Annotated in this window: 34 protein-coding genes; 16 read left to right on the forward strand and 18 right to left on the reverse strand. The window is 48.7% G+C overall.

Annotated features, from left to right (window positions below; all coding sequences use genetic code 11):
• The first annotated feature begins 34 nt into the window (after window positions 1-34).
• A complete protein-coding gene (locus ACZ5ZZ_RS18105; RefSeq protein WP_464142474.1) occupies window positions 35-643 on the forward strand; it encodes a PH domain-containing protein in 609 nt (202 codons plus the stop codon).
• Window positions 619-1506: a hypothetical protein gene (locus ACZ5ZZ_RS18110; RefSeq protein ID WP_464142476.1), complete on the forward strand. Its 888-nt coding sequence runs from the start codon at window positions 619-621 to the stop codon at window positions 1504-1506. Before ACZ5ZZ_RS18105 ends, ACZ5ZZ_RS18110 begins: the two co-directional genes overlap by 25 nt.
• Before the next feature lie 18 nt (window positions 1507-1524).
• Here the strand turns inward: ACZ5ZZ_RS18110 and ACZ5ZZ_RS18115 are convergent, their stop codons facing one another.
• Window positions 1525-1914, reverse strand: a complete 390-nt coding sequence (locus ACZ5ZZ_RS18115; protein WP_464142478.1) for a hypothetical protein — start codon at window positions 1912-1914, stop codon at window positions 1525-1527.
• Between the two features lie 142 nt (window positions 1915-2056).
• Complete coding sequence (locus ACZ5ZZ_RS18120; RefSeq protein ID WP_464142480.1) at window positions 2057-2368, reverse strand: hypothetical protein; 312 nt, start codon at window positions 2366-2368, stop codon at window positions 2057-2059.
• Between the two features lie 80 nt (window positions 2369-2448).
• Here ACZ5ZZ_RS18120 and ACZ5ZZ_RS18125 point away from each other — a divergent pair, with 80 nt between their 5' ends.
• From ACZ5ZZ_RS18125 to ACZ5ZZ_RS18135, 3 genes are all read left to right on the forward strand, one after another.
• A complete protein-coding gene (locus tag ACZ5ZZ_RS18125; protein ID WP_464142482.1) occupies window positions 2449-2730 on the forward strand; it encodes a hypothetical protein in 282 nt (93 codons plus the stop codon).
• A 54-nt stretch (window positions 2731-2784) separates the two neighbouring features.
• Window positions 2785-3624, forward strand: a complete 840-nt coding sequence (locus ACZ5ZZ_RS18130; RefSeq protein ID WP_464142484.1) for a hypothetical protein — start codon at window positions 2785-2787, stop codon at window positions 3622-3624.
• A 140-nt stretch (window positions 3625-3764) separates the two neighbouring features.
• Window positions 3765-3887 (forward strand): hypothetical protein, encoded by a 123-nt coding sequence (locus ACZ5ZZ_RS18135; protein WP_464142486.1) that lies wholly within the window; start codon window positions 3765-3767, stop codon window positions 3885-3887.
• Window positions 3888-3998: 111 nt separating this feature from the next.
• Here the strand turns inward: ACZ5ZZ_RS18135 and ACZ5ZZ_RS18140 are convergent, their stop codons facing one another.
• A complete protein-coding gene (locus ACZ5ZZ_RS18140) occupies window positions 3999-4343 on the reverse strand; it encodes a hypothetical protein (RefSeq protein ID WP_464142488.1) in 345 nt (114 codons plus the stop codon).
• A gap of 104 nt (window positions 4344-4447) precedes the next feature.
• Here ACZ5ZZ_RS18140 and ACZ5ZZ_RS18145 point away from each other — a divergent pair, with 104 nt between their 5' ends.
• Genes ACZ5ZZ_RS18145 through ACZ5ZZ_RS18155 form a run of 3 tightly spaced genes read left to right on the forward strand, consistent with a single transcriptional unit; the run spans window position 4448 to window position 9591 of the window.
• Window positions 4448-6658 carry a hypothetical protein gene (locus tag ACZ5ZZ_RS18145; RefSeq protein WP_464142490.1) on the forward strand — a complete coding sequence of 737 codons (2211 nt, stop codon included), beginning with the start codon at window positions 4448-4450 and terminating at the stop codon, window positions 6656-6658.
• A gap of 1 nt (window position 6659) precedes the next feature.
• Complete coding sequence (locus tag ACZ5ZZ_RS18150) at window positions 6660-8606, forward strand: hypothetical protein (protein WP_464142493.1); 1947 nt, start codon at window positions 6660-6662, stop codon at window positions 8604-8606.
• Window positions 8607-8616: 10 nt separating this feature from the next.
• Complete coding sequence (locus ACZ5ZZ_RS18155; RefSeq protein ID WP_464142495.1) at window positions 8617-9591, forward strand: hypothetical protein; 975 nt, start codon at window positions 8617-8619, stop codon at window positions 9589-9591.
• 5 nt (window positions 9592-9596) lie between these two features.
• On the opposite strand, the gene ACZ5ZZ_RS18160 is transcribed toward ACZ5ZZ_RS18155, so the two are convergent.
• The gene (locus ACZ5ZZ_RS18160) at window positions 9597-9953 is read right to left on the reverse strand and encodes a hypothetical protein (protein WP_464142497.1); all 357 of its coding nucleotides are present in this window, start codon (window positions 9951-9953) and stop codon (window positions 9597-9599) included.
• 217 nt (window positions 9954-10170) lie between these two features.
• Between ACZ5ZZ_RS18160 and ACZ5ZZ_RS18165 the strand changes: the two genes are divergently transcribed.
• The 3 genes from ACZ5ZZ_RS18165 (at window position 10171) to ACZ5ZZ_RS18175 (ending at window position 11450) form a co-directional block, all read left to right on the forward strand.
• A complete protein-coding gene (locus ACZ5ZZ_RS18165; RefSeq protein WP_464142499.1) occupies window positions 10171-10491 on the forward strand; it encodes a hypothetical protein in 321 nt (106 codons plus the stop codon).
• On the forward strand, window positions 10491-10730 hold the full coding sequence (locus ACZ5ZZ_RS18170) for a hypothetical protein (protein ID WP_464142501.1): 240 nt from the start codon (window positions 10491-10493) through the stop codon (window positions 10728-10730). The genes ACZ5ZZ_RS18165 and ACZ5ZZ_RS18170 overlap by 1 nt, the downstream gene beginning before the upstream one ends.
• 294 nt (window positions 10731-11024) lie before the next feature.
• Window positions 11025-11450 (forward strand): hypothetical protein, encoded by a 426-nt coding sequence (locus tag ACZ5ZZ_RS18175; RefSeq protein ID WP_464142503.1) that lies wholly within the window; start codon window positions 11025-11027, stop codon window positions 11448-11450.
• Here the strand turns inward: ACZ5ZZ_RS18175 and ACZ5ZZ_RS18180 are convergent.
• On the reverse strand, window positions 11447-12997 hold the full coding sequence (locus ACZ5ZZ_RS18180; protein WP_464142505.1) for an LPD1 domain-containing protein: 1551 nt from the start codon (window positions 12995-12997) through the stop codon (window positions 11447-11449). The genes ACZ5ZZ_RS18175 and ACZ5ZZ_RS18180 overlap by 4 nt on opposite strands.
• Before the next feature lie 46 nt (window positions 12998-13043).
• On the opposite strand from ACZ5ZZ_RS18180, the gene ACZ5ZZ_RS18185 reads away from it, so the two are divergent.
• The 4 genes from ACZ5ZZ_RS18185 to ACZ5ZZ_RS18200 all read left to right on the forward strand — a co-directional run bounded on the left by ACZ5ZZ_RS18185 (window position 13044) and on the right by ACZ5ZZ_RS18200 (window position 14689).
• Window positions 13044-13199 (forward strand): hypothetical protein, encoded by a 156-nt coding sequence (locus ACZ5ZZ_RS18185; RefSeq protein ID WP_464142508.1) that lies wholly within the window; start codon window positions 13044-13046, stop codon window positions 13197-13199.
• A 130-nt stretch (window positions 13200-13329) separates the two neighbouring features.
• Window positions 13330-13611: a hypothetical protein gene (locus ACZ5ZZ_RS18190; RefSeq protein WP_464142510.1), complete on the forward strand. Its 282-nt coding sequence runs from the start codon at window positions 13330-13332 to the stop codon at window positions 13609-13611.
• Between the two features lie 168 nt (window positions 13612-13779).
• Window positions 13780-14226, forward strand: coding sequence for a hypothetical protein (locus tag ACZ5ZZ_RS18195; RefSeq protein WP_464142512.1), 447 nt, complete (start codon window positions 13780-13782; stop codon window positions 14224-14226).
• A 13-nt stretch (window positions 14227-14239) separates the two neighbouring features.
• The gene (locus tag ACZ5ZZ_RS18200) at window positions 14240-14689 is read left to right on the forward strand and encodes a hypothetical protein (RefSeq protein WP_464142514.1); all 450 of its coding nucleotides are present in this window, start codon (window positions 14240-14242) and stop codon (window positions 14687-14689) included.
• A gap of 41 nt (window positions 14690-14730) precedes the next feature.
• On the opposite strand, the gene ACZ5ZZ_RS18205 is transcribed toward ACZ5ZZ_RS18200, so the two are convergent.
• The 8 genes from ACZ5ZZ_RS18205 to ACZ5ZZ_RS18240 all read right to left on the reverse strand — a co-directional run bounded on the left by ACZ5ZZ_RS18205 (window position 14731) and on the right by ACZ5ZZ_RS18240 (window position 18675).
• Window positions 14731-15312, reverse strand: coding sequence for a hypothetical protein (locus tag ACZ5ZZ_RS18205; protein ID WP_464142516.1), 582 nt, complete (start codon window positions 15310-15312; stop codon window positions 14731-14733).
• A 9-nt stretch (window positions 15313-15321) separates the two neighbouring features.
• A complete protein-coding gene (locus tag ACZ5ZZ_RS18210) occupies window positions 15322-15861 on the reverse strand; it encodes an antirestriction protein ArdA (RefSeq protein WP_464142518.1) in 540 nt (179 codons plus the stop codon).
• A 72-nt stretch (window positions 15862-15933) separates the two neighbouring features.
• On the reverse strand, window positions 15934-16278 hold the full coding sequence (locus tag ACZ5ZZ_RS18215) for a hypothetical protein (RefSeq protein ID WP_464142520.1): 345 nt from the start codon (window positions 16276-16278) through the stop codon (window positions 15934-15936).
• A gap of 70 nt (window positions 16279-16348) precedes the next feature.
• Complete coding sequence (locus ACZ5ZZ_RS18220) at window positions 16349-16738, reverse strand: hypothetical protein (protein WP_464142522.1); 390 nt, start codon at window positions 16736-16738, stop codon at window positions 16349-16351.
• Between the two features lie 3 nt (window positions 16739-16741).
• The gene (locus tag ACZ5ZZ_RS18225; protein WP_464142525.1) at window positions 16742-17368 is read right to left on the reverse strand and encodes a hypothetical protein; all 627 of its coding nucleotides are present in this window, start codon (window positions 17366-17368) and stop codon (window positions 16742-16744) included.
• Window positions 17369-17370: 2 nt separating this feature from the next.
• A complete protein-coding gene (locus tag ACZ5ZZ_RS18230) occupies window positions 17371-17805 on the reverse strand; it encodes a hypothetical protein (RefSeq protein ID WP_464142527.1) in 435 nt (144 codons plus the stop codon).
• A 42-nt stretch (window positions 17806-17847) separates the two neighbouring features.
• The gene (locus ACZ5ZZ_RS18235; protein WP_464142529.1) at window positions 17848-18411 is read right to left on the reverse strand and encodes a hypothetical protein; all 564 of its coding nucleotides are present in this window, start codon (window positions 18409-18411) and stop codon (window positions 17848-17850) included.
• A gap of 12 nt (window positions 18412-18423) precedes the next feature.
• Window positions 18424-18675, reverse strand: coding sequence for a hypothetical protein (locus ACZ5ZZ_RS18240; protein ID WP_464142531.1), 252 nt, complete (start codon window positions 18673-18675; stop codon window positions 18424-18426).
• A gap of 95 nt (window positions 18676-18770) precedes the next feature.
• On the opposite strand from ACZ5ZZ_RS18240, the gene ACZ5ZZ_RS18245 reads away from it, so the two are divergent.
• Window positions 18771-19370: a hypothetical protein gene (locus ACZ5ZZ_RS18245; protein WP_464142533.1), complete on the forward strand. Its 600-nt coding sequence runs from the start codon at window positions 18771-18773 to the stop codon at window positions 19368-19370.
• A 71-nt stretch (window positions 19371-19441) separates the two neighbouring features.
• On the opposite strand, the gene ACZ5ZZ_RS18250 is transcribed toward ACZ5ZZ_RS18245, so the two are convergent.
• From ACZ5ZZ_RS18250 to ACZ5ZZ_RS18270, 5 genes are all read right to left on the reverse strand, one after another.
• Window positions 19442-19660 carry a hypothetical protein gene (locus tag ACZ5ZZ_RS18250; RefSeq protein ID WP_464142536.1) on the reverse strand — a complete coding sequence of 73 codons (219 nt, stop codon included), beginning with the start codon at window positions 19658-19660 and terminating at the stop codon, window positions 19442-19444.
• The gene (locus tag ACZ5ZZ_RS18255; RefSeq protein ID WP_464142538.1) at window positions 19657-20025 is read right to left on the reverse strand and encodes a hypothetical protein; all 369 of its coding nucleotides are present in this window, start codon (window positions 20023-20025) and stop codon (window positions 19657-19659) included. Before ACZ5ZZ_RS18255 ends, ACZ5ZZ_RS18250 begins: the two co-directional genes overlap by 4 nt.
• 61 nt (window positions 20026-20086) lie before the next feature.
• Window positions 20087-20275, reverse strand: a complete 189-nt coding sequence (locus tag ACZ5ZZ_RS18260) for a hypothetical protein (RefSeq protein ID WP_464142540.1) — start codon at window positions 20273-20275, stop codon at window positions 20087-20089.
• 132 nt (window positions 20276-20407) lie between these two features.
• Window positions 20408-21406, reverse strand: coding sequence for a ribonucleotide-diphosphate reductase subunit beta (locus ACZ5ZZ_RS18265; protein WP_464142542.1), 999 nt, complete (start codon window positions 21404-21406; stop codon window positions 20408-20410).
• 64 nt (window positions 21407-21470) lie between these two features.
• Window positions 21471-22316, reverse strand: coding sequence for a hypothetical protein (locus ACZ5ZZ_RS18270; protein WP_464142545.1), 846 nt, complete (start codon window positions 22314-22316; stop codon window positions 21471-21473).
• Window positions 22317-22512 lie beyond the last annotated feature (196 nt).

The raw sequence follows: 22512 nt of genomic DNA on the forward strand, positions 1-22512 counted from the left end.
GCTGCCTGCGGCTATTTAGTGAGGTGGAGGGCGTATGACCGAAATTGAATTTCGCTTAAATCCCGCAAAGAACATTATCCCAATCATCGCGGTTTTAATTTTGACGTACTATCTGGCAATCAATGAGCGACCCTTGGTTCACCGGTATATGGCGAAAATCAACCCGCAAATTGCCAAGATCATCAAAAAGCCGGAAGCTGCACTGCTGAAGTTTGCAACCAAGCACCAGAAGGCAGCCGCGGCGGCCGGGGTGCTCTCCATACTATATATGGTATTGATCCCCCTGACTACAAAGGTCAGGTTTGACAGAACCAGAATGACGATGCGCTCAGGCCTGATTTTTCGACCCATCGAGAGCATCGACATGGTGAAGATCGAAGATCATCAGGTTGGCTCGAACATTTTTGCAAACTTGCTTGGCTACTGTTCGATAAAAATCTTCGCACCCAGGGATGTGACCAATAAACAACTCAAAATCCGGGGGATACCGGTAAGAATTGCGCTCGAGCTTGACGCTTTTGTTGCGGCCCAGTCTCAGAATTCGATGGTGGAACACCTTAAAAGCCGAGAATCCCAAGGCAGGAGCTATCCTGGCCATTTAAGGAACGGAGGTGAGGAATGGACGCGAGAGCAGAGCAGTTAGTAAGATTTCGCGTAAAGTGGCAGGGCTTCTTGGATGATCTCTGTGGTGTTCGCGCCAACTTGGCGCCAGAAACTCTGCTTGCGGAGCTGAGTTACCTCGAGACAAAGGAACTCCTGGAGAAGTATCACGAATTCAAGCATGAGGCGGAGAGCTACTTTCAGACACTACGGTCCGCAAACGGGCTTCGCGATGGGGATATGGTTTCAGGTCTTTGGTATCTGTTCAGAAACTGCATCACCACGCAATCCCTCATTGAGGAGCTCTACAAAGAAAAAGTCACCATGCTTTTTAAGCTGGTGAAAAGCAATGTTCCGCCGTCAGTCTTGGAGACTCTAAATTACAAGGAGTTGATTTATACCCACTTGCCGAAAGAAGAATGTTCACTAAACATTCTTAAGAATCTCGACGTGTACAAGATCGTCTTTGAAGTGATCATGGACAACGTGATTAAAAGCGGAGCTCTTACCTTCTTGCAAAACGTGTCGCACGTTGTGAAGGTCTCAAGTATCGAAGACGATTACGCAAGGGATATGGTTAAGACAGTGGCTTTGTCGTCATTCTTGAACGAGACGGACGGGAAATATGCAGTCAAGGGTTTCAAGGCACAGCTTGAGCACATCATTGACCAAAACGATGCCGGCAAAGGCAAACTGCACTCATCCGTACACTTTGACGATGATCAGCGCATCTTGAAGGTCGGCTCCGTGGTCCTGGATGAATTTTCAAGATCATGGAAGGTGGCCAAAGAGGCCGTCGAGGCGATCACTGTTCCGATTAAGGGCGCAATCTGCGGAACTGCTATTGATTCAAGCGTGGTTATGATAAAGCGGACCTACTTGCTTGTTCCGAGGTGGATGAGCTAGAAAATGAAAAGAGGGGATTTACCCCTCTTTTATTTTTTTGCCCATAAAAGTCAGAAAGTCTGTGTTGATCAAGTCGTCTTGAGTGATTGGTTCAAGGCGCTGAGGAGGCTCATCCTGGCTTGGTTTTGACTCTCGCCTTGAAGTGATGCCGCCGTCTCCGGCTTCCTGGAGGAGCTTCTGGACGGTGGGGTCTTTAAGAATTGCGGCTGTGTTTTTCGCTTTATTGTTCATGATGCCTCCGGATTGACCTATAAATAGATCGACACCTTTGGCTTGAGCTCTCTGAACGAATTTAGGCAAAGCTGGGGAGAATGGTTTCCTGCCGGTGACATGGCCGACAAGCTTTATAAACACGTTGTTCTCAGGGTTTTCGCCTGGTTTAACAAAGCGCCGCGCAGTCATCTCCAAGATGTCACGCTGAGCCTCTGTCCAAATTTCGGCCTTTGAGGGTCTGGTGCCTCCCATAAAGCCTCCTTCCGTTCTGTGTTCAGAATATCACGGGATTTCCGGTATATAGAAGTCGACGGAGGCATTTTCCCAAAAAGGGGCACTATCCCCAAACCTTTTTCTTCATTGGGCGATTGCCGTACTTCATCGCGCGAACCTTGGCTGACTCAAGATAGGACAAGATATCCGAGATCGTCTTACTTTTCATGCCGTGGGTCGATACGTTGAACTCACGCTCAATTTTGTCCAAGTACATGATTACAAAATCGTCCGCAAATGAGGTGAATTTTTTGGGAACGTAGTCGCGAAGAGTGGCCTTCGGGTTCACGGTCCTCGGAACTGGCGTCTCAAGAACTTTTTCAAACAAAATGCGTTTCACTGCTTCGGCGTTGGTCTTTGCAACTGTGTCTTCCAATGTAGCTCCGTGGTTTTCAGTGCCTAATAAATAGTCGGGCCGAGCTCCCGAGGCTATTTAATGGGTAGCCTGGAGGTGAAATGTTCTCCTATAAGTCAATCAAGATCAGTGATCATGCCGTGGAGAGGGCGAGAGAAAGGTTTGGGCTTAGCCCTTCACAGATAGCCGAGAAAGCCTGGAGATCTCTTGAGGATGGGCTTGATGTTCTCTCTGATCCCACCTTGCGCAAGACCTGTTTGGCGAAAGCTGAAAGGCACAACTCCTCAGGGATGTACCTCTACGAAGGGATTGTTTTTGCTTTCTGTGACGAAGTTGTGGCGACCGTGTACCCGGTCTCTATCTACGAGCTCGATGCTTCTTAATACCGTATAAAGTATTAAAAGAGTCCAGCCAGACGGAAGGTCTATTTAGAGTTTATGGCCACGAAGAAGAAAGATGAAGTCCCAAGAAGAAAGCTCCTCAAAGAGCTGTGGAGCATTTTGATGTTCCCGAGAATCGTGTCCAAACGTTACGGAAAGTACGCGAAATTCCTGAAAGATATGCAGGTACGATTTGAGCACGAATACGCTGGCGCTATTCGGGCCAATAACAATCGTTTGTTGAACAGATTCGTTCGTTACCCCTTGTCTCTGGGGATTTTGGCAAGCTTCTTGTGGATGGGGTACGATTCAAGAGACTTCATCACGCAGGGTCGATCCGTGACGATGCCGAAATTCAAAGTCCGCCTTAACAGGCCCCCTGAAAAGTGGCTCGTAAAAAAGAGCAACATCCCTGTGAAGCTGATTCACTTTTATCCAGCGGCAATCGGGTACGGGATAGCGATGGCCGGAAGTATTTTCTTGTCATTGAATATTGGTTTTAAAAAGGAAAATGAGCTAAAGAAGGCACTCCAGCACTTTCGTTACGTCAATGAAAACGGCGAGCCTTGGGATGTTTGCTGGACTCCTGACGCCATCCTTTTTTACTCACACAACGCCAATCCTGACTCAGTAATGAGCAATGCAAGCTTTTGGGCGTCGGTGAACTTCAAGGCCGCGAAGCACCCAAAGGTTGCCGCGGATGATGCTCGTGTGTTTTTGGCCATCAAATCGGCAGAACTTCCTAAAACAATTGTCTTTGAGCCAAGCAAAGTCCCTGGATGGGGTTCGCCAGAAGCAACAAAGAAAAAGCCGGTTCTTGAAGAACCGGCGCAAGCGAGTGTTAACAGCGAAGACGCTCAGAGTTTAGAAGAGAACAGCGATCTTTCAGAAGAGTGATCACCAATCCCTGTAAAACGCATAATCCCCTCAACCTCCTCGGGATCCGGAAGGATCACCGAGGGTGGAACAGTTGGGGAGAGGGTGGAGGATGTTGTGACCGTATATCTGAATCTAAGGAGGACGTGCCGCGGAGACCCTTGGAAGAAGATTTGCGATACCGCAAAAGCAGCAACGCAAAGGATCAAATAGAAGAAACCGACTGTGATGAAGATATTGATCAGCAAAAAAAGGAAGAAGAAAGCGATCAGCGAAGTGATTGAAATTTCTGTAAACCGCGGGTCTTCAGATAAATCTACACATTTTGTCATACTCCACCCTCTCCAAATTAAATTCAGTGCTCCGGGGCTGTCGCCCCGGAGTTGTTTGTGATTTTAGTCAAGGCCGATGGCCATGATGATTTCTGGCCCTTTCAGGGCGATGCCGGCCAAAATTGCGGCGCCAATTACCGCAGCGGCGATGCCGTCACTGTTACCGTTGATCAATGGCATGATCACCTTTACAAACAGCACGATAAGAGCCAACAGGCCGAATCCAGCAGCAAAGATCGTGCGGGTCACTGGGGTGCTCATCACGTCAGAGATGAAGCCGGCATGAGCCAACGGGGCTGCCAGAAGAGTTGCTGCCACGCCCGCGATTTTGGCGCTGCGAACAAGGGTTTTGTCTGCCATCAGGTGGGCGGCGCCCATAGCGGCAAATTGGTCTACCTTAGAAAACATTTTGCGGATCATAAAATCCTCCTTGGAACCATAAATAGTCAAACGACTGCCCGAGCCTCCCGGACCCTGCGCTGGCTATTTAAGTGGTGAAGAATGGAGGTCATATGCTTTGGAAACTCCTGATCTTATTACCATTGAGTGTCCATGCTCTGGATGTTGACTGTTTTACGTCCGGAGGGGCCACAGCATGCTCCTCAGCCTCCAGCGCTCGCATCGTTAACTCCACAGTCCAAGGGGTTCCGACCTCAAACATAGATGTTCCTGCGGTTTCTGGTGAGCAGGTGAACATCCTTCTTCTTGAAAACTCAAAAAAAATGAAGACTAACATCTTTCTGAACAACCAGGGCGAACCGCTGGATGTGGTTCTGGACCTTTCGGCGAAGTGGGACAAAAACGCTCAATCCAATGGGTTGTCGAGTGCCGCGGAAGGGGCAAGCTCAATTGTGACGGCTGGAATCATCGACAATTTGACCTTGAATACCGCGGGATACGTTGGAAAAAATGGGAAAAACGCTTCTGAGATCTGTGCCGCCAAAATTCTAAACGGCGACTACGGACAAGGTCTAAAAGACAAGTTCATGACCAGATGTTCTGACGGCACTGTTGGGAGCCCTTGTCCCGAATACCTTATCCGAACAAAGTGTGATGATGCAGATATGATGGACCTCAATCTGGATACGACTGAGCATGCTGGCATTTGTCCGGGCGGGTTCTCGTATCTCTCTACACAAGATCAGATTGTGAACCCGATCGTAACTGTGACAAAACTTGTGCCTCGCGAACTGAAGTTGTGCCAAAGACCTGCCCACTACAGATACGCGCAGTTATGCGAACTGCTTCAAACCGAGCTTCGATTTAACACTCCTGTGTTTCACAGTGTGGCCTCACTCCTGTCCTTGTATGGGAAGAGCTCGATCGCTTCGGGCAGTGAATGGAAGGAGCCCGCAATTACCAATTGGTTAAACTCGATGCAAGGAGTTTATGAAAAGCCTGGTACAACAATCGTTGGTATCTACAACACGACAAATCCTGGCGATCTGACTAATTACTGGTCTACAAAAAATTGGGCAGCCTTGTCCGGAAAGGCGTTCAAAGTCGTTGTTCGAGGAAAAGATTACGCACCCGTTCGCCTTCAGATTTTGAAGATGTTCTCGTCCTCTCAGCAAGGAGCGACAAAAAGAGAAGGGTGGGGACCCGTGTTCTTCGATGGCTCCACAGCATCTGTGGGGGGAACGAAAACACTGACATCCTGCATACCCGCCTCTTACCAAGTGGTCTCGGTACCATTTTTGTCCCCTTTTGCTCGCCCAGAAATTTACAAAATGAACGAATGTTTCTCCGGTGTAGGCTACACTCTTGTGCCGGATAGTTCAGATTTCGAGTTGATGTTAGTGTCATCTATGAACGGTGTCCCAACTCTTTCGATTGAAAGTGCCGACATGAAGTCAAGCGAGTACTTGAACCCATCCACTTATCATCCCGAGCATTGTTCTGACACTTTTAGCACGCAGATGTGCGACCCTGGTTATTACACTTACGACGACAGTGGCGTGGTGGATTCAAGATTTGGTGGACACACGCTTGTGTTAAACAAAGGCACTCAAACAGTTTTGGGCAAAAGATTTCTTCCGCTCGGATCTGATTGTTTCTCCAATGAGGAAGATCGCGGACCTTCTCCGGACACTACACCAGGGAACTTGGTCCCAATGGCTACAAACTATGTCCAAACCAACCAGACGTGCCCAGCTGGAGATCCGGCGAATTACGTGCCCGCGTGGGAAGATAAAGGGAACACGGCGGCCCATGGGCTTCGCGACCAATTCACTGGGGCGCTTGGACAACAGGTAGATCCGCTTGTTTCTACTGTGGATACTAACTGCTCGGGCCTGAACTGCTCACATGTAGCCATCTCAAACTCTCAGAGCGAAGTTACGAAGGAGGTCGTGAATCTTGAACGGGGAGAACTAGGCTCCCGCGGCGGGACGTCTCAGCTTTTGGTGTACGAAATCAAAAATATTCCATCTTTGGTATATCAGAACGGTGATCACGGCGTGAACGGGGATATGGACATTTCGGCTCCGAGCGTGCTGAAAAACTGCTCAAACATCGTGAACAATGGGACAAAAAATCTGTACGTGGGATTCCACAAGACCTTTTGGAAGATCTTGGACTTTATTGAGCCAACATACGTCCAAAACGAGAATATCTCACCTCGGACCCAGCAGGATGCCGTCAAGCTATTTAAGAGAACGGACCCTGCTGTTAGAGATATCGTGAGAAGGCAGCTGTGTCCAACCTGTAGAGGGGGGCTGTAATATGATGATCTACCAATTACTGATGAGTATCGCTCTGGCAGCGTCGTCAGTGTGCAAAACGGACGGAGCGGGGACGACGTGCAGCTCTCCTGATATGACCGTCATAAACACGCTTTCAAACACGTTGGCTCCGGTTTCAAACGTTGTGGTGAACAATCCATCCAATAATATCGTTTCCGTATCAAACGAAGCCAACACGGTGCCTCTAAATCTACGCGTATTCACTTCGAACAACGGCATTTCTCAATCTTTGAACATTGATCTGGCAGGGAAGTGGGATCCCGCGACTGGAACTCAAGGCGTGGTTAAAAGTCCGAACGCTGGATCTGCAATTGTTCTTGGCGACGTGTTCAACAATGTGAATATCAATGTTGCCGGTTATGCCGGCAAGCGAGCAGCTGATGCTTCTGAAATCTGCGCCGAAAAAATGAAGTCAGGCTTTTATGGGGAGGCGGCTTATGATGCCTTCATCTCAAGATGTGCTGACGGATCCGCTGGCCCATGCTCCCCAGAGAACCTGAGATCCCGATGTGACGCTGTTGACGTTAGCACAATTCAGTCAAACAGTGATCAGTTCTCTGAGGCCCTGTGTGCAGAGAAAGGTGCTGGCTTCAATACAATTGGCCAAGACGGAGTGTCTTCGCCAGCTGTGCGGGTTACAAAACTGGTTCCGCGGACGTTGAAGAAGTGCGTTCGCCCTCCTTACATTGGGGGGCAGAGAAAGTGCGCCCGAAAATCTACCACTTGCCGTCTTGAGCTTTGGGCGGCGGACTCTGAGTGGCACAGCGCATTTCAGTTGGCGTCAAATCAGACCTATGTACACAAAACAAAAGGGTACACAGTGAAGTATGACGACTTTTCAATGCCGTCTAACTCCACCTGGACACCGGAAGCGCAGCGCACTGAGGCTTTCAAGAACTGGTATTTGAAATGGTGGTGTTCTGGCTGTTACTACCCAAAATGGATTGCAAACATACAGTACACTGTTAACTACCACGCCTCAGTAACAGATAACATTTGTTTGCCTCCTCAGTTTGCATACAACTTTATGCACTGGATTGCCACGCCTGAAAATACTAGCCAAGATAAGACTTATTACTACAAGAAAGAGCGTCCGCCCCAAATCGGGGCCAATATCGGCGGGTACTTTGATGGAGCTCTGACCGACTATCAGAAAGCTGAAAGCAGTTTGGTGAGCCCGGCTAACGTCGTCAACCCAGGTCGCGGCATCACTTTCTATATGCACAAGATGGCGGAAACGGAGCTGAAATTCCGCCTTATCGACGACACGCTTTCATGTGAAGCGTACGAGCGCGACGACGGTCTTCAGGATGCCGTAAGCAACCCGTCATCTACCGTTTGGGTCGAGCCCGGCAGCGCTTGCCCTGGAGGCGCCGGTGCAAGACCTCCGTATGATGAAGTGGGGCTGTTCACTGACCATGGGCGCACAAATCCGTTCGCGAACCCCGTCAACCCTGGTCAAAGCATTAACCCTGTGGAAAGACAGGATAATGCCAATTGCACCAAGGCCTCATGCCCTGGCGTTGCGATCTCAAACAGCAATGCAGAACGAACTTCCGAGACAATCAACCTTGGGGCCGGTGAAGAAGGTTCATTCGGCGGCAAGGCGACGGTTCTTGCCTACGACATCAAAGGGCTTGTAAACGTGAATTTCTCTAACGGGGCTCACGGGCGAAACGGCGAGGCTGACATTTCAGCTGACCCTCTGATCAAAAACTGTGCTCAGATTACTGGGGACAATACCCACAGTCCGGTTGTTAACTTTTACCAAGTCGACTGGAAGCCCTTTAAATTCAATGCGAGCAGCGTGATCTATCCAGTCACCTTCCCGGTACGTACGCAGGAAGAGGCCGTGTCTATTTGGAAGCGCTCCGACCCAATGGTTCGCGGAATGCTGAGAAGACATCTGTGCCCAACCTGCCCGTAAGGAGAAGACCGTGAAAGTGGTTTTATTGGCAATCGTTATGTTCCTTGCGGCTTGCTCAGAGCCGCAAGATGCTGCTTCAACCGAGTCCGCAGCTATCGAAGTTCGCGGGAGCGGCATTCTCAGCGAAATGCTTAGCGATACAGCGGTAGAACTTGATGCCATATTCAGAAATGGGACTGACTCCCCGCAATTCGTGACCTTGTCTGGGCCAGAGCTTTCAGTCGTCGGGTGCAGTAATCCAATTTCTTCAAACACGGTCTGCCAGGGAAAAATCGTTATCCGTCCAACAATCACTGGAAGTCGGGATTTCGCGGTTGAATTTATGGGGGTGCGAATTGATCTGCCGGCTTACGTCAAGTCGTCCGGAAATCTGTTTACGGATTCTGAAACGGTGATTGATTTTGGCTTCATGGAGGCTGGCGATATTCGGTCATTACCAATGATCATTGGCAATGATGGTGAAGAGCCGGTTTCATTCCCTAGCCTTGAAGGATCTGGGGACATGACTATCGAATCAACGACATGTCAGGCCTACATCAATCCAGGGACTACGTGCTCGCTGAAGTTGCGATTCTATCGTGAAACGAAGAATTTGGCCTATTCAGAAAACTTCCGCCTCAACTCCGGAGTTTCTTCGATTGACTTGAGTGTCAGTGCCCAGATTGGCGCAAGAACAACATTCGGCGACATTGAGTTTACGAACACTATCGAAAACATCAGTGTTTCATCACCAGGGGCGATTTTTGTCGAAACAAAGACTCTGAGAGACCGATTTGGTAATCAGATCGACGACGGGGTAATTGTAAAGGTTTCCTTGGATAAGTTTTTGTTCGGGGATGGGACGCCAGGATTTAAAGACCTTCCAGTTGTCGACGGGAAGGTCGGATTCAATTTACTGGTAGACGGGGCGGCGGGGGAGAGTGGCACGATCTCCGTGAATACTCTCACCAGTTCAGGGCTTATGGTCATCCCTTATCTGCCGTGATCACCTTATGCCGGTGACGGGCCGTCTTCGTTGTCGTTTTCGTCAAGAAGCTCAAAGATGTATTCAGCCTGATCTCCGCAATCCAGTGCAATGCTGCCCATGACCTTAGCGATGTACACAAGCTGGCGCTGCTGATAGGCCGTCAAGTTATCGCGGGCGCCAAGATCATTTACGCCCATCTCTTCAACAAACTCCAGAAGGCGTTGTACGGCGGTGGCCGCGTTGTACCCGCATTCCAGAAGCGTCTCAGTGGTCTCCGAATAAGATCTCTTAGGGGCCGTGGCATATCTGTATCCAGGCTTTACTTCGACAAGTTTTCTTGCCTTAAAATCTACTACCAACACGTCAGCTTCTTTTTTCATACGTTCCACCTCACAACAACAGGATGAAGAAGGATTCGCCAAAGAGCTCTCGAAATTCCCTCGTTTTACCAAGGTCTCGATACGAGACAATACAACATGTTGTTTTCATTGAAGGTCTTTTGTAAACGGGATATATCCCAAAATAATGTGCCGTATTTTTTATGAATCGGATATTCTGTCTTTGGGAGTTAGTTCCCGTTTTAAGGAGGGTAAGGTCGTGGGTCTCAAAACATTGTCGAAGGTTGTAGGTTTCCTTGGGTTCTATGGAATCACTTTGTTGACGGGAGCTGCAATCGGGTCAGATCATGCTGCGAAGATTGAAAAAGTAATCGCCGCTGAAGACAATGCGACCTACCACAACGCCGGCTTCGAACAAGGGTGCCTAGCCATGGCATCAAAGCTCGGAGCAATTTCCTTCATGGCGTCCCAACACTGTTCGGCGCTAAAACTAGAAATTGAAGCGGCGGAAGCTTCCAAAGAGAAAGCTGTCTCCAATGGGGAGTTCAAATTCATCCCACGCGGTACGGAGATGATCTAATGGAATTCTCTACTGATCGCATTGGCACACAAGCAATTTCGTTCAAAGTTGGCGGCAAAGACGTCCTCGGCGTCTTGAAAAATGAGTCCTTGGCGAGTTTTTTGGCCGGTGATGAGTTCGACAAATTCCGAAACTGCATCACTGTTGTTGAAATCGGGACGGGCAAAGTTCTTAAAAGTCGAGGTAATGTCACTAAAGAAAAGGCCCGCATGATCGCGGAGCTGGTCCTTGGGGTTTAGTATGGATAAGAGAACGTTAAAATTGCTCAGAATGATGTTTCTCGGACTGGTCTTGCTCATGGGCAGTGCGATACTTCTTCGTCTGGCTCTTACAGAATTGTCCGGCACCTCCGCAAGCCTTGTTTCCGCGCTTGTCCCCGCAATTCCAGGAATTGCGATGACAGTGGTATCACGCCGGATGATAAAAGGGCGAGGGGCTGGTCAGGACATCTCGCTTGCTGGCGTCAAATACAGGGGAGTCTCAATCCGGAGATAGCTCACAAATTTAAACGAACAAGGGTTTGCGGAACGTATATGAAAAACCAAATTGTTGAAATGATTGAATTAAAAAACAGTCTTAATGCTGCAAAAATGTCCATGAGAAAGAGGATGGTCCTGAAGGGCCATGTTCCGGAGGGACTGGTTGAGTTGGCCGAAAACATGTGTCGCTTGATTGACAGTGCGGAGAAGAGTTTGGAAATGAACATAATGATGCAAAAGGAGCTTGATCAAATATCTCAGCGCAATAAAGACGCAAGAGACTCGATCGCCAAGAAGTTCACAAAGATTCGTGACCTGTTATCTGTGGCCGCAAATGAAGCTCGGTTCATCAAAAATCGAGGATCCAACATACACGATGTCGAGTCCGCGATTCACATTATGAAGCTCGCCAAAGAGCTTGAAAACAGCCTCAGTATTGAGGCTGTGGATATGGAAGTCTCTAACCGGACCGGAGCTTAATCTTCAGAAATTTCTTTCATAAGATTGTCAAAGGCACCCATGAAGCCATCTGTCTCCTCTTCGGTTGGCCAGGCGGGGTGATTTGGCTTTTGGATAAGGTAGCTGTTTTTGACACCTTTTGATTTTGCCTTTCTGTCGACATAAGACTCAAACATTCGAGCAAAACACTCAGTGCTGCTGAAGTAGTATTTGTACTGAGATTTGGATCGAATAATATCAGTCATACCAGGGTCGTTTCTCATTCTTCTGCACATAGTCTCAATGTGCCCATAGACGTCGTGCATTGCTGACGCAATAGCCTTTTTCTTCTCGGTGTCAGCATGCTTTGAGTAGTAAGAAGAGTAACTGCTGAGATAGTGCCCTTTTTTCATGTTGTTGCCAACAACCTTCTCCCCATAGGAGTGATCAAGAAAGTGGGCAATCTCGTGCGCCAGCGCTCCGTAGCCGTGGTCTCTGGTCAGATTCAGCGCTTTGGTCTTACTCTCGTAGTGAGCGGCTCCCTTCTTGCCGCGGGCAGCAAACGCGATGCCCAGCTTCCCGTTTTGGAAAATTGAGGACTCAGACAAGCCGGTGATTTGCGACAGGTCTTTTATGCTCTGGGCGCAGGCCACAAGATGCTCAGCCCTTTGTTTGGTAGGAAGGGAGTTGCCAAACTGAATCCCGCGGGCCAGGCTGCCGAGATACTTTTCGGCATCTCGATGGTCTTTGAAGGTTTGGTTGCTGATCTCGTAACGGTCGTTTTTGTACAAGGAATCCTCGCGGAACTTGTCGCGCTGGACAGATTTGCCCTTCACCAGGGGTTTCTTCCCTTTCATGGCGCCGCTTACGCGAGCGCGCAGGCCTTTGAGGCCACGTCCTTCCCTAATCTCTTCTTCAGTTGCTTTGATGAGTTGGTTTGTGATGGAGTTTTTGCCTCTGAGGGCAGAAATTTTCATGCGCCAGTACCGATTGGAGAGATCATTGTAAGGATCATCAGCACGGAACTGGACCATCAGTTCATCTGTGGCATTCCTCATTGCCACAAGAGCGCGAGTTGTATCGCTTTCCGTTTTGATCAGCTCGGCCGCCTTTTCGGAAAGGGCCTTAAATCCGGTAAGATACTTTTTGCGATCCTTCTCGTTGCACTCTTTTGGGTACAAAGAGAGCCATCTGTGCATCGCAAAGACGATATGGGCGTTACCCTCGGTCAGGTCCTTTTCAAAGTCCAAGGTCGATAAAAGCTGGTTGCGCGAGACGGACTCCCCCTTGTTTTCTTCAATGATTCCATCAATTGTGATCACCCGCCCTTTGTTGCGCACGTGGCGAGCTGCCCCTTCAATGTCTTCGCCAATGTTTTTGATCTCTGACTTTTTTGCAAAGGCGTATTTTCCATTTAAGTCGTAGTAGTCATGCTCCAGGGCCGTTTTTTTGGATGGGTTGGGGCGAGGCACTCCTTTGCCGGTGCAGTAAATCGAAGGGCGGGTCCCCTTGAGCTTCATGCAATATTCAACCTGCTGCTCCTGCGTCAGCTCGAAAAACCAGTTTGGATTTTTGCTTTTGGCTCCCACGAAAACCTCCTATCGAGGATGTAAATGGCCGGGCTTCATCCTATGGATGATGGCGATGATTCGAACCGCCCTGCTGGGCTTTATAACGATTTTGTTGGGGCTATGGATTGGACTTGAAATAAGTCAGCCATCGGCTCTTGGGATGATCTGGCTCGATTTCAAACCGTACGGTGTTGATTTCATTTATGTTCTGTGGCTGTGAGTCGTTTTGAGATGGCCAAAGTGCTTAAATTACAAGCACTTGCGAAATACATTGTGAATATACCGAAAATGTAATGCGTATTTCGGCGTCTTGGCAGATGATTGAATTATAGGAAGAGAGGTACGTAAAAATGAACACCGCCAAAATTTACCAAGTGGATTTCGCGAGCAAAAAACTCTTGTCAGTAGACGGGGTTTCAACAACTAAAGCGGAGTTGCCTGTTGAGGCAAAGCCTGCAAAGGTCCACGAGGCGGAAATCTTCCATGTAGATTTCAAAGTCAAAAAACTTATCAGCAAAGAAGTGATTGTCACTTTGATCTCAGAAGGTGCCCAAACTTCCGCCGATAACAATTCCGCTCTTGATAGTTTGTTTAAGGAGATTCCTGGGGACGACGGCTGTTACATGCTGTAACCCTTCATGCGCCCGCCGTGTCGCCTCCGGTCGAAGAGTCACGTCTCGGGGGCGCCTCAAATCTGAAAATCGAAAAATATCTCATAGATAGTATATTCCGTCCCTTCATCCTTCTTTTGAAGGGCGGGATTTCGTTCGCGCGTCTATTTAATGACTGAAGGAGTTGCTATGAAAAAGTTTATTTTGAGCCTGACAATTTTATTTTCCACGGAGGTTTCTTTTGCCGGGTGGACTGAGAGCTTCTGGTTTGAACCGACCTTATTGTGCGCAGCTGGAGCGGCGGCTGGCTACACGATGACAGCAACCGGACAGCAGCCTGCAACAAACGCGGCAATTGGTTGCGCGGCCCTTGGGCTCGTGAGTTACACGATCAATTCATATTATGAAGACAAGTTCACAAAGAACGCCCAGAAAGAGTTACAGACTCTTCGCGAACAGGCTGCCATGTATGAGCGAATCCTGGCGAACAAGGCCGCCAATGGCGAGGCCGGCAAATACTCAGAACTTGTGCAGGAGTATGTGAAGCCAGAGGTGTTGCCGGACGGCTCCGTTCGATCTGGCTACATTAAAGAATCTTTGAGAACGCCAAATCAGAATCTTGAAGTCGGCTACTAAAAAGGGGAGAGTGATGAGACGCCAGAATATTCTGTACGCTGCAATTTGCGTATTTTGCATCCATTTCGTGGCGGCAAATATCGCTTTCGCCAAATTGTCTGTTGGCGAAATTGAGGAGCGTGCCCTCAAAAATTCAATTAAATTTGAGAGGGGTGCGATCTTCAACACCGAAGCTGGTGTGACGGAGCACATGATTAAGGTTACTCAGTCGAAGTACCCCAACTTCAAGCCTCAGATGTGGTACTATCACTTTTTTGAGAAAGATAATATCGGTTACTACATTTCGTACGATTGGACCGACAACAAGTGTGTGATGACCACAATCAGCACGGCTGATCTCAAAAAAGGCCCTAAGGCACTGAAACAACTTAGGGAGGTGAATGGGGAAGTGGTTGACTCGAACAGAACTAGAATCAACATGAAGGTCTGCGAGAAACTTTACAACTTCTACTCTTCAAAATAAGAAAACCCCCGGCTATCCGGGGGTTTTGTTTTGTCTCAAGATCAAACCTTGACCTTTTCTATAGCGAGTGCCGCTAGAGCCATCTTGTTGAGCTCACTTAGGTGCTTGTGCTTAAAGGGAAACTCTCCGTAATACATAGACGCAAGCTCCTCTGGCAGGATTTGGCCCTTTCTTTCCAGACGCGTCTTTGCCATTGAAACCATTTCAAGAAAATCTTCACGAGAAACGCTTTTTTCAAAGTCGTCAGGATAAACAGTGCTCACGGAATAGCCTCTCTCGGCGAGATCGGTCCCGTCAAAAATACATCGCTCCGTAATAACGGAGACGTTGAAAAGGAACCCTCTGTGAGTTGAGGTGACACCCTTAACCGTGACGTTGTCATGGCTGACCTTGATGCCTTTATCTGAGGCCAGAGCGTAAACTACGTCATTCACAACGTCGTTCTTGTCAACAATCCTTAGGTGTTTCAAATAGTCTTGGACGTAGATCTTGTCTTCGCTGGTGGTCCGCCAAGTGGGATCGTACCACTCGACATTGGCGTACTGGCCATCGACAGAAAGGATTCTGCCGACGACGGTGTGATTTTTACGGTGAAACAAGTAGCTGTTTTCGACCAAATCCATAAATTCCTCCTAGACGCTGCGGTAGTAGTGAGTTTCGCCGCCGGCTTCTATGGTGAAGTGTTCGCCGTTGCATTCCATATCATTGACCACTGAGTCCCAGTCGATATACATGCGCAAATGCTCTGGGATTGAGTCAAGGTTCCCATTGTTTTGCCACTGTTCTTCGGCGTAGTCTCGAGAAGACGAGTACGCCCCGAGGTAGTTGTCGTTGTGGTAGGCCAAACAATCCTCTACAGTCGTGTTGCCGCAGAAGTGATTGAACAAAGCAAGGACGCGCTCAAAGGTGTCTTCGTTCTCAGCGTGAATGGCACCAAATTCCGCCAATGTGTCAAGGCCTGTGTGCTCACGAATGCCTGCGCCCTCAAGGTCCTCAGTGTCATGGATAGCCCACTCTTCTGCCGGCTCCTCAGTTGAAGTGCTGAGCAGCTCGTTAATCTCATCTTGCAGCTCGTCTTTTGTTTTGCCAGAAATGGAGATCCATTTCCCGTGCAGTTTCCCGGAATTGTAAGAAGATAGGCATCGGACATACACTTTTGGATCTGAAGACATATTTCACCTCCGTCAACAGCAGAGTAAATGGCCAGGGACTACGGCGAGCCTAGCGCCCCGGCCAGCACGTTACTACCAAGGGACCGCGCAAGTCGCGTCGGCGCCCCTGTTGTGGAACAGGAAACCTTCATTGCTAAGACCAACACCTGTTTCGAACATTTCGACGGTCTCATCACTGTTATCCTCGGAATCCTCAACCTTCCGAGTTACGGGTTTAAGCTCAGTAGCGGCCAGGATCTCTGACAAGGCAGCTTTGTTATGAAGAATACCATACCCGTTGTAGTCCTTGATCAGGTCCCGCATGTTCTTCGGAACCATTGATCTCAACGATTTTGTATCAACCAGTCCGACGTGAGCGGCAAACTCATCGAAATTCGTAAAGTGTTCAGTGGCTTGGGACTTTCTTGCGTTTGACATGTCAGATCTCCTTTATTGGTTAAGTACATAGGGCGAACGGGCGCATTTGCCCGCTCGCTCCGGGTGAGGTTTAGAACATCAGTTTTGCTGGGCGCAGCTCGGATTTGCTCATGATTGAGTTGACACTCTCAAGGATCTGAAGTGCGTACTCGGGCCAAGGTACGTCTCTTGAGCCGCAACACATCTCGCAACTTACATTGATCACGCCTCCGCCAATATGTGCCACGTTGACTGCATCGACATCGACATTCATGCCGGCAGCGATGGCGTTTTGCACGTACTCAGAAATTGATGGGTTTGTGAACTCCGAGTATATCGCGAACCATCCGTCTTCTGCACTGACTCCGCCCAGACTGGTGGCGTCGTGCGTGGAAAGGATCTGTTCCAAAAGATCGGGATCAAGCTTTCGCTCTAGGCGGCTAAGAACTTCTTGTGAAAAGACGTGCTTAAGGCGTTTCATGGATTACTCCTTTTTAATGCGTTGGTTTGAATTAGGGCTGATAATAAATGGCCGAAGATGCTGCGCTCCAAACTGTAGCCGTTTCGTCAAGTTGACGTTTTTGGGTTTGATGTAGTTGCTTGAGCAAACCCGAATCATCAGGCGCTTAGATCCAGCACGAGCGCGTCTTCCCCGGTGGATGCACCTGGAGTCGTACCTCATCGGGACAGACTCGGGAGCCTCGACAAAGCAAACGTCATTCTCCAGAATAGCTTTCCTGATGAGTGGTTTCACGAGCATTGGTTCAAGAACTCCTAGTTCTGGTATGTCCAAGTCTGTGATAAGGAACTCCGTGCGAAAATCACCGATCGACCAGATCACGTACTCGTTTCCGACACCGTCGACATGCGGAGAAACGTCCACGCATGTTTGGCCGTCCTTCACAAAGTTGTGCATCATCACATCAACCGTAAAATACGCCTTTACCGGCAGAAGCGAAACTAAGTGGTCGATTATTGGCGATAGTTCTGGAACGACCTTCTTTGCCTTCTCAGGAGAGAAATCCTTCAGGGCGAGACTGTCCTCAAAATCGAGAAGACAGTCTCTATCTGCACAAATAGCATTTTGTTCAGTTGGGCGTGTTGATCTCACAGCTACACCAACAAGTGGTGAAATTCGCCCGGGATGTCCAAAAGATGAGCGAGCCCTTGGATGAGAGCTTCGCAATCAAGACTGTTCTCAACGCAAGCTCTGGTAACTTGAACGACTTCGTCATCGAGCATTTCGAGAACCTCTTCTTTCTTGTCCGGGTCAGCTTTACAGCGCTTGATCGCTTCAGAAGCTACGTCAACGTCGAGATCGACGACATCGTGATATGTGAGGGATACCTGAGTGACTCCAATCTGTAGGCAGCGAATATATGAATAATAGTTGTTGTCGTCGTACTCCTGATCAGACAGGATTGTTACATCAACGCCGATGAGCTCTCTGGCGATGGAGATGGTTGACTTGATGTTTTCTTCCAGTTGCTCGCGTAGAGTCTGGTACTCTTCTGTCAGCTTTCTAAAACTTGTAGATGGTTTACTCATTATATTTCTCCCGCGCGTTAGGCGCTGATTTTTGATTCTAGTTTAAGAGGCCAATGTCAATTTTGTTCCAGTTGGAAGAGATGCACCTACTGAACGTTCAAGGATCTCTTTTGTGAACTCGCCGGGCATCTTCCCGTATTTCATAGCGACAGAAAAAATGCAGTGGTCAGAGCGCTCTTTGAAGTCCAGGACATTAAATCCGTCAACCCAGCGATCCCCCAGGTCTTCGACACCGTCGGGGCCAAGTGAGTTGGTTTTAACCAAGAAGACAGCTCTTTGACCGCAGTTGGAGCAGTGGTATTCGCAACTGTCTGGGTCATAAACGACCGCGCCGCAATTAGGGCACTCGCAACTCTCAACTGTAGCCAAAAACTCAACCCGCTCACTTTCAGCGTCTTGTTCGAATCTCTTGGGTAGGAGCGCGTAGGTCTTTTCGAATTCTTTGCTCGCGACACCTGTTCCGATAAAGAGGTGAGATGCCCAGAGATAGAATCCGTTCTCCATGCACTTAGCGATGTCGCATGTATTGTCAGAGCATCCGCCGTGTTCATTCTCAAGGAGCTCGGAAAGAGTTTGTTTAAGTGATTCGTATGAAGGTTTTTTCACAACATCTCCCGCTTACGTCATGGAAATATGAACAAGCAGGGCGTTTGCGTAGATGTGGTGATCAAGCTTCTCTAAGCCCGACAGTAGCGCCCTTTTGTTGTATTTTTCATTGCCTCTGTATTTGACAATGGCGACAGCTTCTTCGTTGGTGAGGCCCATATTTTCGACAAGGTTGCCTCTGTCAAAATATCCTTGCTCTTCGAAATCACTGGCTTCCGTTGCCAAAAGATAATCAACGCACGCTCTCAAAGCTTTTTCGTTCATGAGGCCTCCTCTTAGTGACGGTTAAATGGCCAGCGACACAGTGGCATCACCCAAGGGATGAAGGCCCTCCTTTCTATTTATGAGGCGGAGGGCTTATGCCTAGAATCATTCTCATCATGCTATTTATGATATGTTGCTCAGGGGCGATGGCTGGAGGGGTCGGGATCAGCGTGAAAGCGCTCTCTTTGCCTCACCCGTTGTCCGTAGGGCTTGAGTGGCGCACCTGGGGCGACTATTTGAGCCTTGGCGCTCACAAGGGGTTTACGCCAGGTTTTAAAGTAGGGGAGATTGGCGTTCAGGTCGATTCGGTGGACGTTGGGTTAAAATATTACCCGTGGGCTGGCACCTTCTATGTCGGGGCCGTATTCGGGGAACAAAAGGTCACAGGAACGACCACAGACTTCGTCCTTGGGCAAAGAGTTGAATACAAGGGAGAAATAAGTTCGGCCTACGTTACCCCCGCCATTGGTTGGACCTGGACATCCAAGAGCGGGCTCTTCTTCAACATGGAGCTTGGCTGGCAAATAAGCTCAGGGGCCAAGACAGTAATCACGACAAGCGAAGATGACAACGCTCTCATTACATCCCACCCTCAGTACCAAGGAATCAAGAAGGATGTTGAGGACATTGGCAATGAGCTTGGCAACAGATCGCTCCCAAGCGTGGGTCTTATAAATTTTGGTTATTTGTTTTGAAATTGAGCCACCCTGCCTCAAGCAGGGTTGAGTAATTTCTGTAGGCGGACGTGAACGAACAGTTGGCTTGTTTAGCCGGTCGACTTTTGTCCCTGCTCCGGCCTGCTCAGGTAGGCTTCCCAGTCTTTCTCAAAGCGGGCGATTTCCTCGGCGGTCACGCCCTTTACCTCAATTGGGTTGGACCGCCCCTTTAGGTAAACTTCGATGGTGCCAATATAGCGATTCACGAGCTGGACTTCTTCAAGAGAAAGTGTGGACATACCGATTCTTGTCACTGCATTTGTTTTCATGGAGTTCTCGCGACGGTAATGGAGCAAAGCTCCCAGAAAACTGGGTCATTCATGGCAGCGATTCTTCTAACTATTCGAGAAATGCAGCTGTTCGACAGGAGCACTCCGTGTTTCAGGAAGTTGGTGTACTCAACTGTGTTGAGTTCCAAAAATTCTTGCATTGGGGTTGCAAGCTCGCCTTGCTCGCAAAGGCCGGCTACATAGAAAGCCCATTCTTCAGCCACTGCGCGCAGCTTCGACGCTATGACGGCGCTGGCAAAATTGCCTGTAGCAAGCGCACCATCAGCGCACACAATCGTAAATGGGGAGTACGAGGAAATGGTGATGCCTATCTTTTCAAGAACGATTTTTTCAGATTGTTCCACATTCATAGTTTCGCCTCACTTAGAGGATGAAAATCTCAATATGGAACAAAATTGCTTTGACCTAAACGGCGGAGGATGCGCGTTTCTTAATTCGTTTCACGATCTCAGTCTGTTCTTCGTCGAGCTCTTCCGGGTCAAAGGAAACGATAAGGTGTTCGCCTTCCAAAGAGAAGTCCAGGTCAGCCTCGCGCACCAGCGCAAGTACCTCTTCTGCACTCCTGTCTGTCACTTGGAAGTAAAGCTTCATCATCCCCTCTCTTAGGCATTAAATGGCCGGAACGCTTGAAAGTAAACCAATATCTCTGAACGAAGCGGTACGGGACGCCATTTAAAATTGGCAACCAGCCAAATACTGAGGCCGGGTTTCCCCGGCCTCTCTTCTTTAAAATTCTTCTCCAAAACCAACCTCGCCAGTAACCCCGACCTGGTAAGCAGACACCCTGCGCTCAAAGAAATTTGTTAGCTCTTGTGCATCCTGAAGTTCCATAAAGGAGAATGGATTCTTGACGCCGTAAACAGGAGCGATCCCTAGTGCCGCAAGGCGCTGGTCAGCAACGTACTCGAGATATGTCTTCATTTCCTTTGCTGACAATCCAGCAACGCCCAACTGAAGCAGATCTTCTGCGAATACCAGCTCACAAGAGATCGCCTCTGCAAGCATCGCTCGAATCTGTTCCTTCATGTTAGCATCTATCAAGTCCGGCTCCTCTTCCAGAGCGGTGTGAATCACTCTGAAGGCAAACTGCATGTGCATGGATTCGTCGCGGAATACCCAGTTCGTGCCTGAGGCGAGACCCGGCAACAATCCCTTGGACCGCAAGAAGTAAACGTATGCAAAGGCCGCAAAGAAAAACAGGCCCTCGATGCAAGCAGCAAAACAGACAAGATTTAGAAGGAAGGCCCGACGGTCATCCTTTGTGCGAAGCTCATCCAGATTGTTGATGCTCATCATGTACTTTTCAGCAAACGCGGCCTTCAGTCGGATCGAAGGGATGTTCTCAACAGCTGCAAAGGCCTTTTCGCGCTCCTTTGGATCGGGGAGGTAGGTGTCAAGCAGTGTCAGATAGAATTCAACATGCTGGGCTTCCTCGTAAAGCTGACGTGATAGGTACATGCGGGCTTCAGGGGAATTGATGTGCTTATAGAGATTGAGCACCAGGTTGTTCCCCACGATAGAGTCTCCGGTCGCAAAGAAGGCAACCAGGCGCCCAATAAGGTGTTGTTCTGATTCAGAAAGTTTGTAGCGAAGATCGTTGACGTCCGTTTTAAAGTCCACCTCTTCCACGGTCCATGTGTTTTTGATGGCCGTTTTGTACAGATCAAAAAACTCAGGATATTTCATTGGACGTAGCGTGAGGTTAAATCCAGGATTGAGCAACATTTTAGGTTCTCCTTATGGTGAGTAAATGGCCGGGGAGCGCTCCTCCCCGGCTTTTTTTTGGGGGTTATTTTATGCAATGTTTGATTAGCGAGGCGCTGGCGTCTTTGTACCTCTCATAAAATTGAGGCGACACAGATTCGTCTGTCTTCCAAAAGTAGCCGTAGTGGCAGGAGTAGATGTTTTGCCCGGCCTCCATACTGCTCTCAAGCTTCCAGAAGGGAGTCTGAGCGCAGCCAATTTCATGAGAAAGGCGAGCTTTCGTTGGCAGATTTACAACAAAGTCCAAAACGCTTTTTACCTCGACGTTTAGGCTTCTGAATGATTTGAACAGCCTGTGGTCCGCAGTTTCATCTGCCATTTCCGGAAAAACGTCTCCTGTGAAGTGTCGAACGTCCACCTGGTCAAGCGCGATGATTCTGCTTAAGGAATTCCACTCATTATTGAGGGCCTCTAGTTTAGATTTGCCAGTTTCAAACAGTCGATAAAGAAGGGTCGCAAGAACCATCTTTTCACGAAACTGAAGTTCCAGAGCTTCCCGATAGACTTTCATTATGTGAGCCTGAGCTTTTGAAATTATCGCGTACTCCTCTTGCTCGGAGTTTTTGTACTCAAGATTGAATTCAAAACAGTTTTTGCAAAATATCGTAGATAAACGATCGGCATGAAGGATTCGCGCAGCAGAGCTGGCATCCTCATTATAGAGAATCGGGGTGTTGACAAGGGCGCCTTTGTGGTAGTCAACCAGAGCGCAGTCTTTTTGATGAATGACGTTCATTTTCTGCGAGATCTGAGAGAGAAAAGATTCAATATCCAGGATTCTTGTAACTTGGGCCGAGTATTTTGCTGGAATTGATATGGTTTTGTCGCACGCAGGACATGAAGTGGGGAAAGTGGGTGTACACTGTTTCATAAAGTTTCCTTTGGCCAACTAAAGCCTTTTGTTATGTGCGGGGTCCTACCCCGTACACACAATAAATAGACTGAGAGCTAATGGCCGGTCGCCGCGGCAAATATGGATATGACAATCTTTAAGATCGGCCAAAGATCAATCCCTGACCAAACCAATAGACCAAAAGGTACTGTCACGACGATAGCTATCGTCATCA

It is taken from the genome of Bdellovibrio sp. HM001, assembly GCF_055397275.1.

What these genes read in the sequence shown, in the direction of transcription:
- ACZ5ZZ_RS18125 (WP_464142482.1), top strand. Translation starts at nt 2,449, where the DNA reads ATGTTCTCCTATAAGTCAATCAAGATCAGTGATCATGCCGTGGAGAGG.
- ACZ5ZZ_RS18190 (WP_464142510.1), top strand. Translation starts at nt 13,330, where the DNA reads ATGAACACCGCCAAAATTTACCAAGTGGATTTCGCGAGCAAAAAACTC.
- ACZ5ZZ_RS18145 (WP_464142490.1), top strand. Translation starts at nt 4,448, where the DNA reads ATGCTTTGGAAACTCCTGATCTTATTACCATTGAGTGTCCATGCTCTG.
- ACZ5ZZ_RS18215 (WP_464142520.1), bottom strand. Translation starts at nt 16,278, where the DNA reads ATGTCAAACGCAAGAAAGTCCCAAGCCACTGAACACTTTACGAATTTC.
- ACZ5ZZ_RS18170 (WP_464142501.1), top strand. Translation starts at nt 10,491, where the DNA reads ATGGAATTCTCTACTGATCGCATTGGCACACAAGCAATTTCGTTCAAA.
- ACZ5ZZ_RS18240 (WP_464142531.1), bottom strand. Translation starts at nt 18,675, where the DNA reads ATGAACGAAAAAGCTTTGAGAGCGTGCGTTGATTATCTTTTGGCAACG.
- ACZ5ZZ_RS18245 (WP_464142533.1), top strand. Translation starts at nt 18,771, where the DNA reads ATGCCTAGAATCATTCTCATCATGCTATTTATGATATGTTGCTCAGGG.
- ACZ5ZZ_RS18130 (WP_464142484.1), top strand. Translation starts at nt 2,785, where the DNA reads ATGGCCACGAAGAAGAAAGATGAAGTCCCAAGAAGAAAGCTCCTCAAA.
- ACZ5ZZ_RS18230 (WP_464142527.1), bottom strand. Translation starts at nt 17,805, where the DNA reads ATGAGTAAACCATCTACAAGTTTTAGAAAGCTGACAGAAGAGTACCAG.
- ACZ5ZZ_RS18185 (WP_464142508.1), top strand. Translation starts at nt 13,044, where the DNA reads ATGATGGCGATGATTCGAACCGCCCTGCTGGGCTTTATAACGATTTTG.
- ACZ5ZZ_RS18260 (WP_464142540.1), bottom strand. Translation starts at nt 20,275, where the DNA reads ATGATGAAGCTTTACTTCCAAGTGACAGACAGGAGTGCAGAAGAGGTA.
- ACZ5ZZ_RS18150 (WP_464142493.1), top strand. Translation starts at nt 6,660, where the DNA reads ATGATGATCTACCAATTACTGATGAGTATCGCTCTGGCAGCGTCGTCA.
- ACZ5ZZ_RS18200 (WP_464142514.1), top strand. Translation starts at nt 14,240, where the DNA reads ATGAGACGCCAGAATATTCTGTACGCTGCAATTTGCGTATTTTGCATC.
- ACZ5ZZ_RS18140 (WP_464142488.1), bottom strand. Translation starts at nt 4,343, where the DNA reads ATGTTTTCTAAGGTAGACCAATTTGCCGCTATGGGCGCCGCCCACCTG.
- ACZ5ZZ_RS18270 (WP_464142545.1), bottom strand. Translation starts at nt 22,316, where the DNA reads ATGAAACAGTGTACACCCACTTTCCCCACTTCATGTCCTGCGTGCGAC.
- ACZ5ZZ_RS18105 (WP_464142474.1), top strand. Translation starts at nt 35, where the DNA reads ATGACCGAAATTGAATTTCGCTTAAATCCCGCAAAGAACATTATCCCA.
- ACZ5ZZ_RS18195 (WP_464142512.1), top strand. Translation starts at nt 13,780, where the DNA reads ATGAAAAAGTTTATTTTGAGCCTGACAATTTTATTTTCCACGGAGGTT.
- ACZ5ZZ_RS18250 (WP_464142536.1), bottom strand. Translation starts at nt 19,660, where the DNA reads ATGAAAACAAATGCAGTGACAAGAATCGGTATGTCCACACTTTCTCTT.
- ACZ5ZZ_RS18175 (WP_464142503.1), top strand. Translation starts at nt 11,025, where the DNA reads ATGAAAAACCAAATTGTTGAAATGATTGAATTAAAAAACAGTCTTAAT.
- ACZ5ZZ_RS18160 (WP_464142497.1), bottom strand. Translation starts at nt 9,953, where the DNA reads ATGAAAAAAGAAGCTGACGTGTTGGTAGTAGATTTTAAGGCAAGAAAA.
- ACZ5ZZ_RS18265 (WP_464142542.1), bottom strand. Translation starts at nt 21,406, where the DNA reads ATGTTGCTCAATCCTGGATTTAACCTCACGCTACGTCCAATGAAATAT.
- ACZ5ZZ_RS18205 (WP_464142516.1), bottom strand. Translation starts at nt 15,312, where the DNA reads ATGGATTTGGTCGAAAACAGCTACTTGTTTCACCGTAAAAATCACACC.
- ACZ5ZZ_RS18220 (WP_464142522.1), bottom strand. Translation starts at nt 16,738, where the DNA reads ATGAAACGCCTTAAGCACGTCTTTTCACAAGAAGTTCTTAGCCGCCTA.
- ACZ5ZZ_RS18110 (WP_464142476.1), top strand. Translation starts at nt 619, where the DNA reads ATGGACGCGAGAGCAGAGCAGTTAGTAAGATTTCGCGTAAAGTGGCAG.
- ACZ5ZZ_RS18210 (WP_464142518.1), bottom strand. Translation starts at nt 15,861, where the DNA reads ATGTCTTCAGATCCAAAAGTGTATGTCCGATGCCTATCTTCTTACAAT.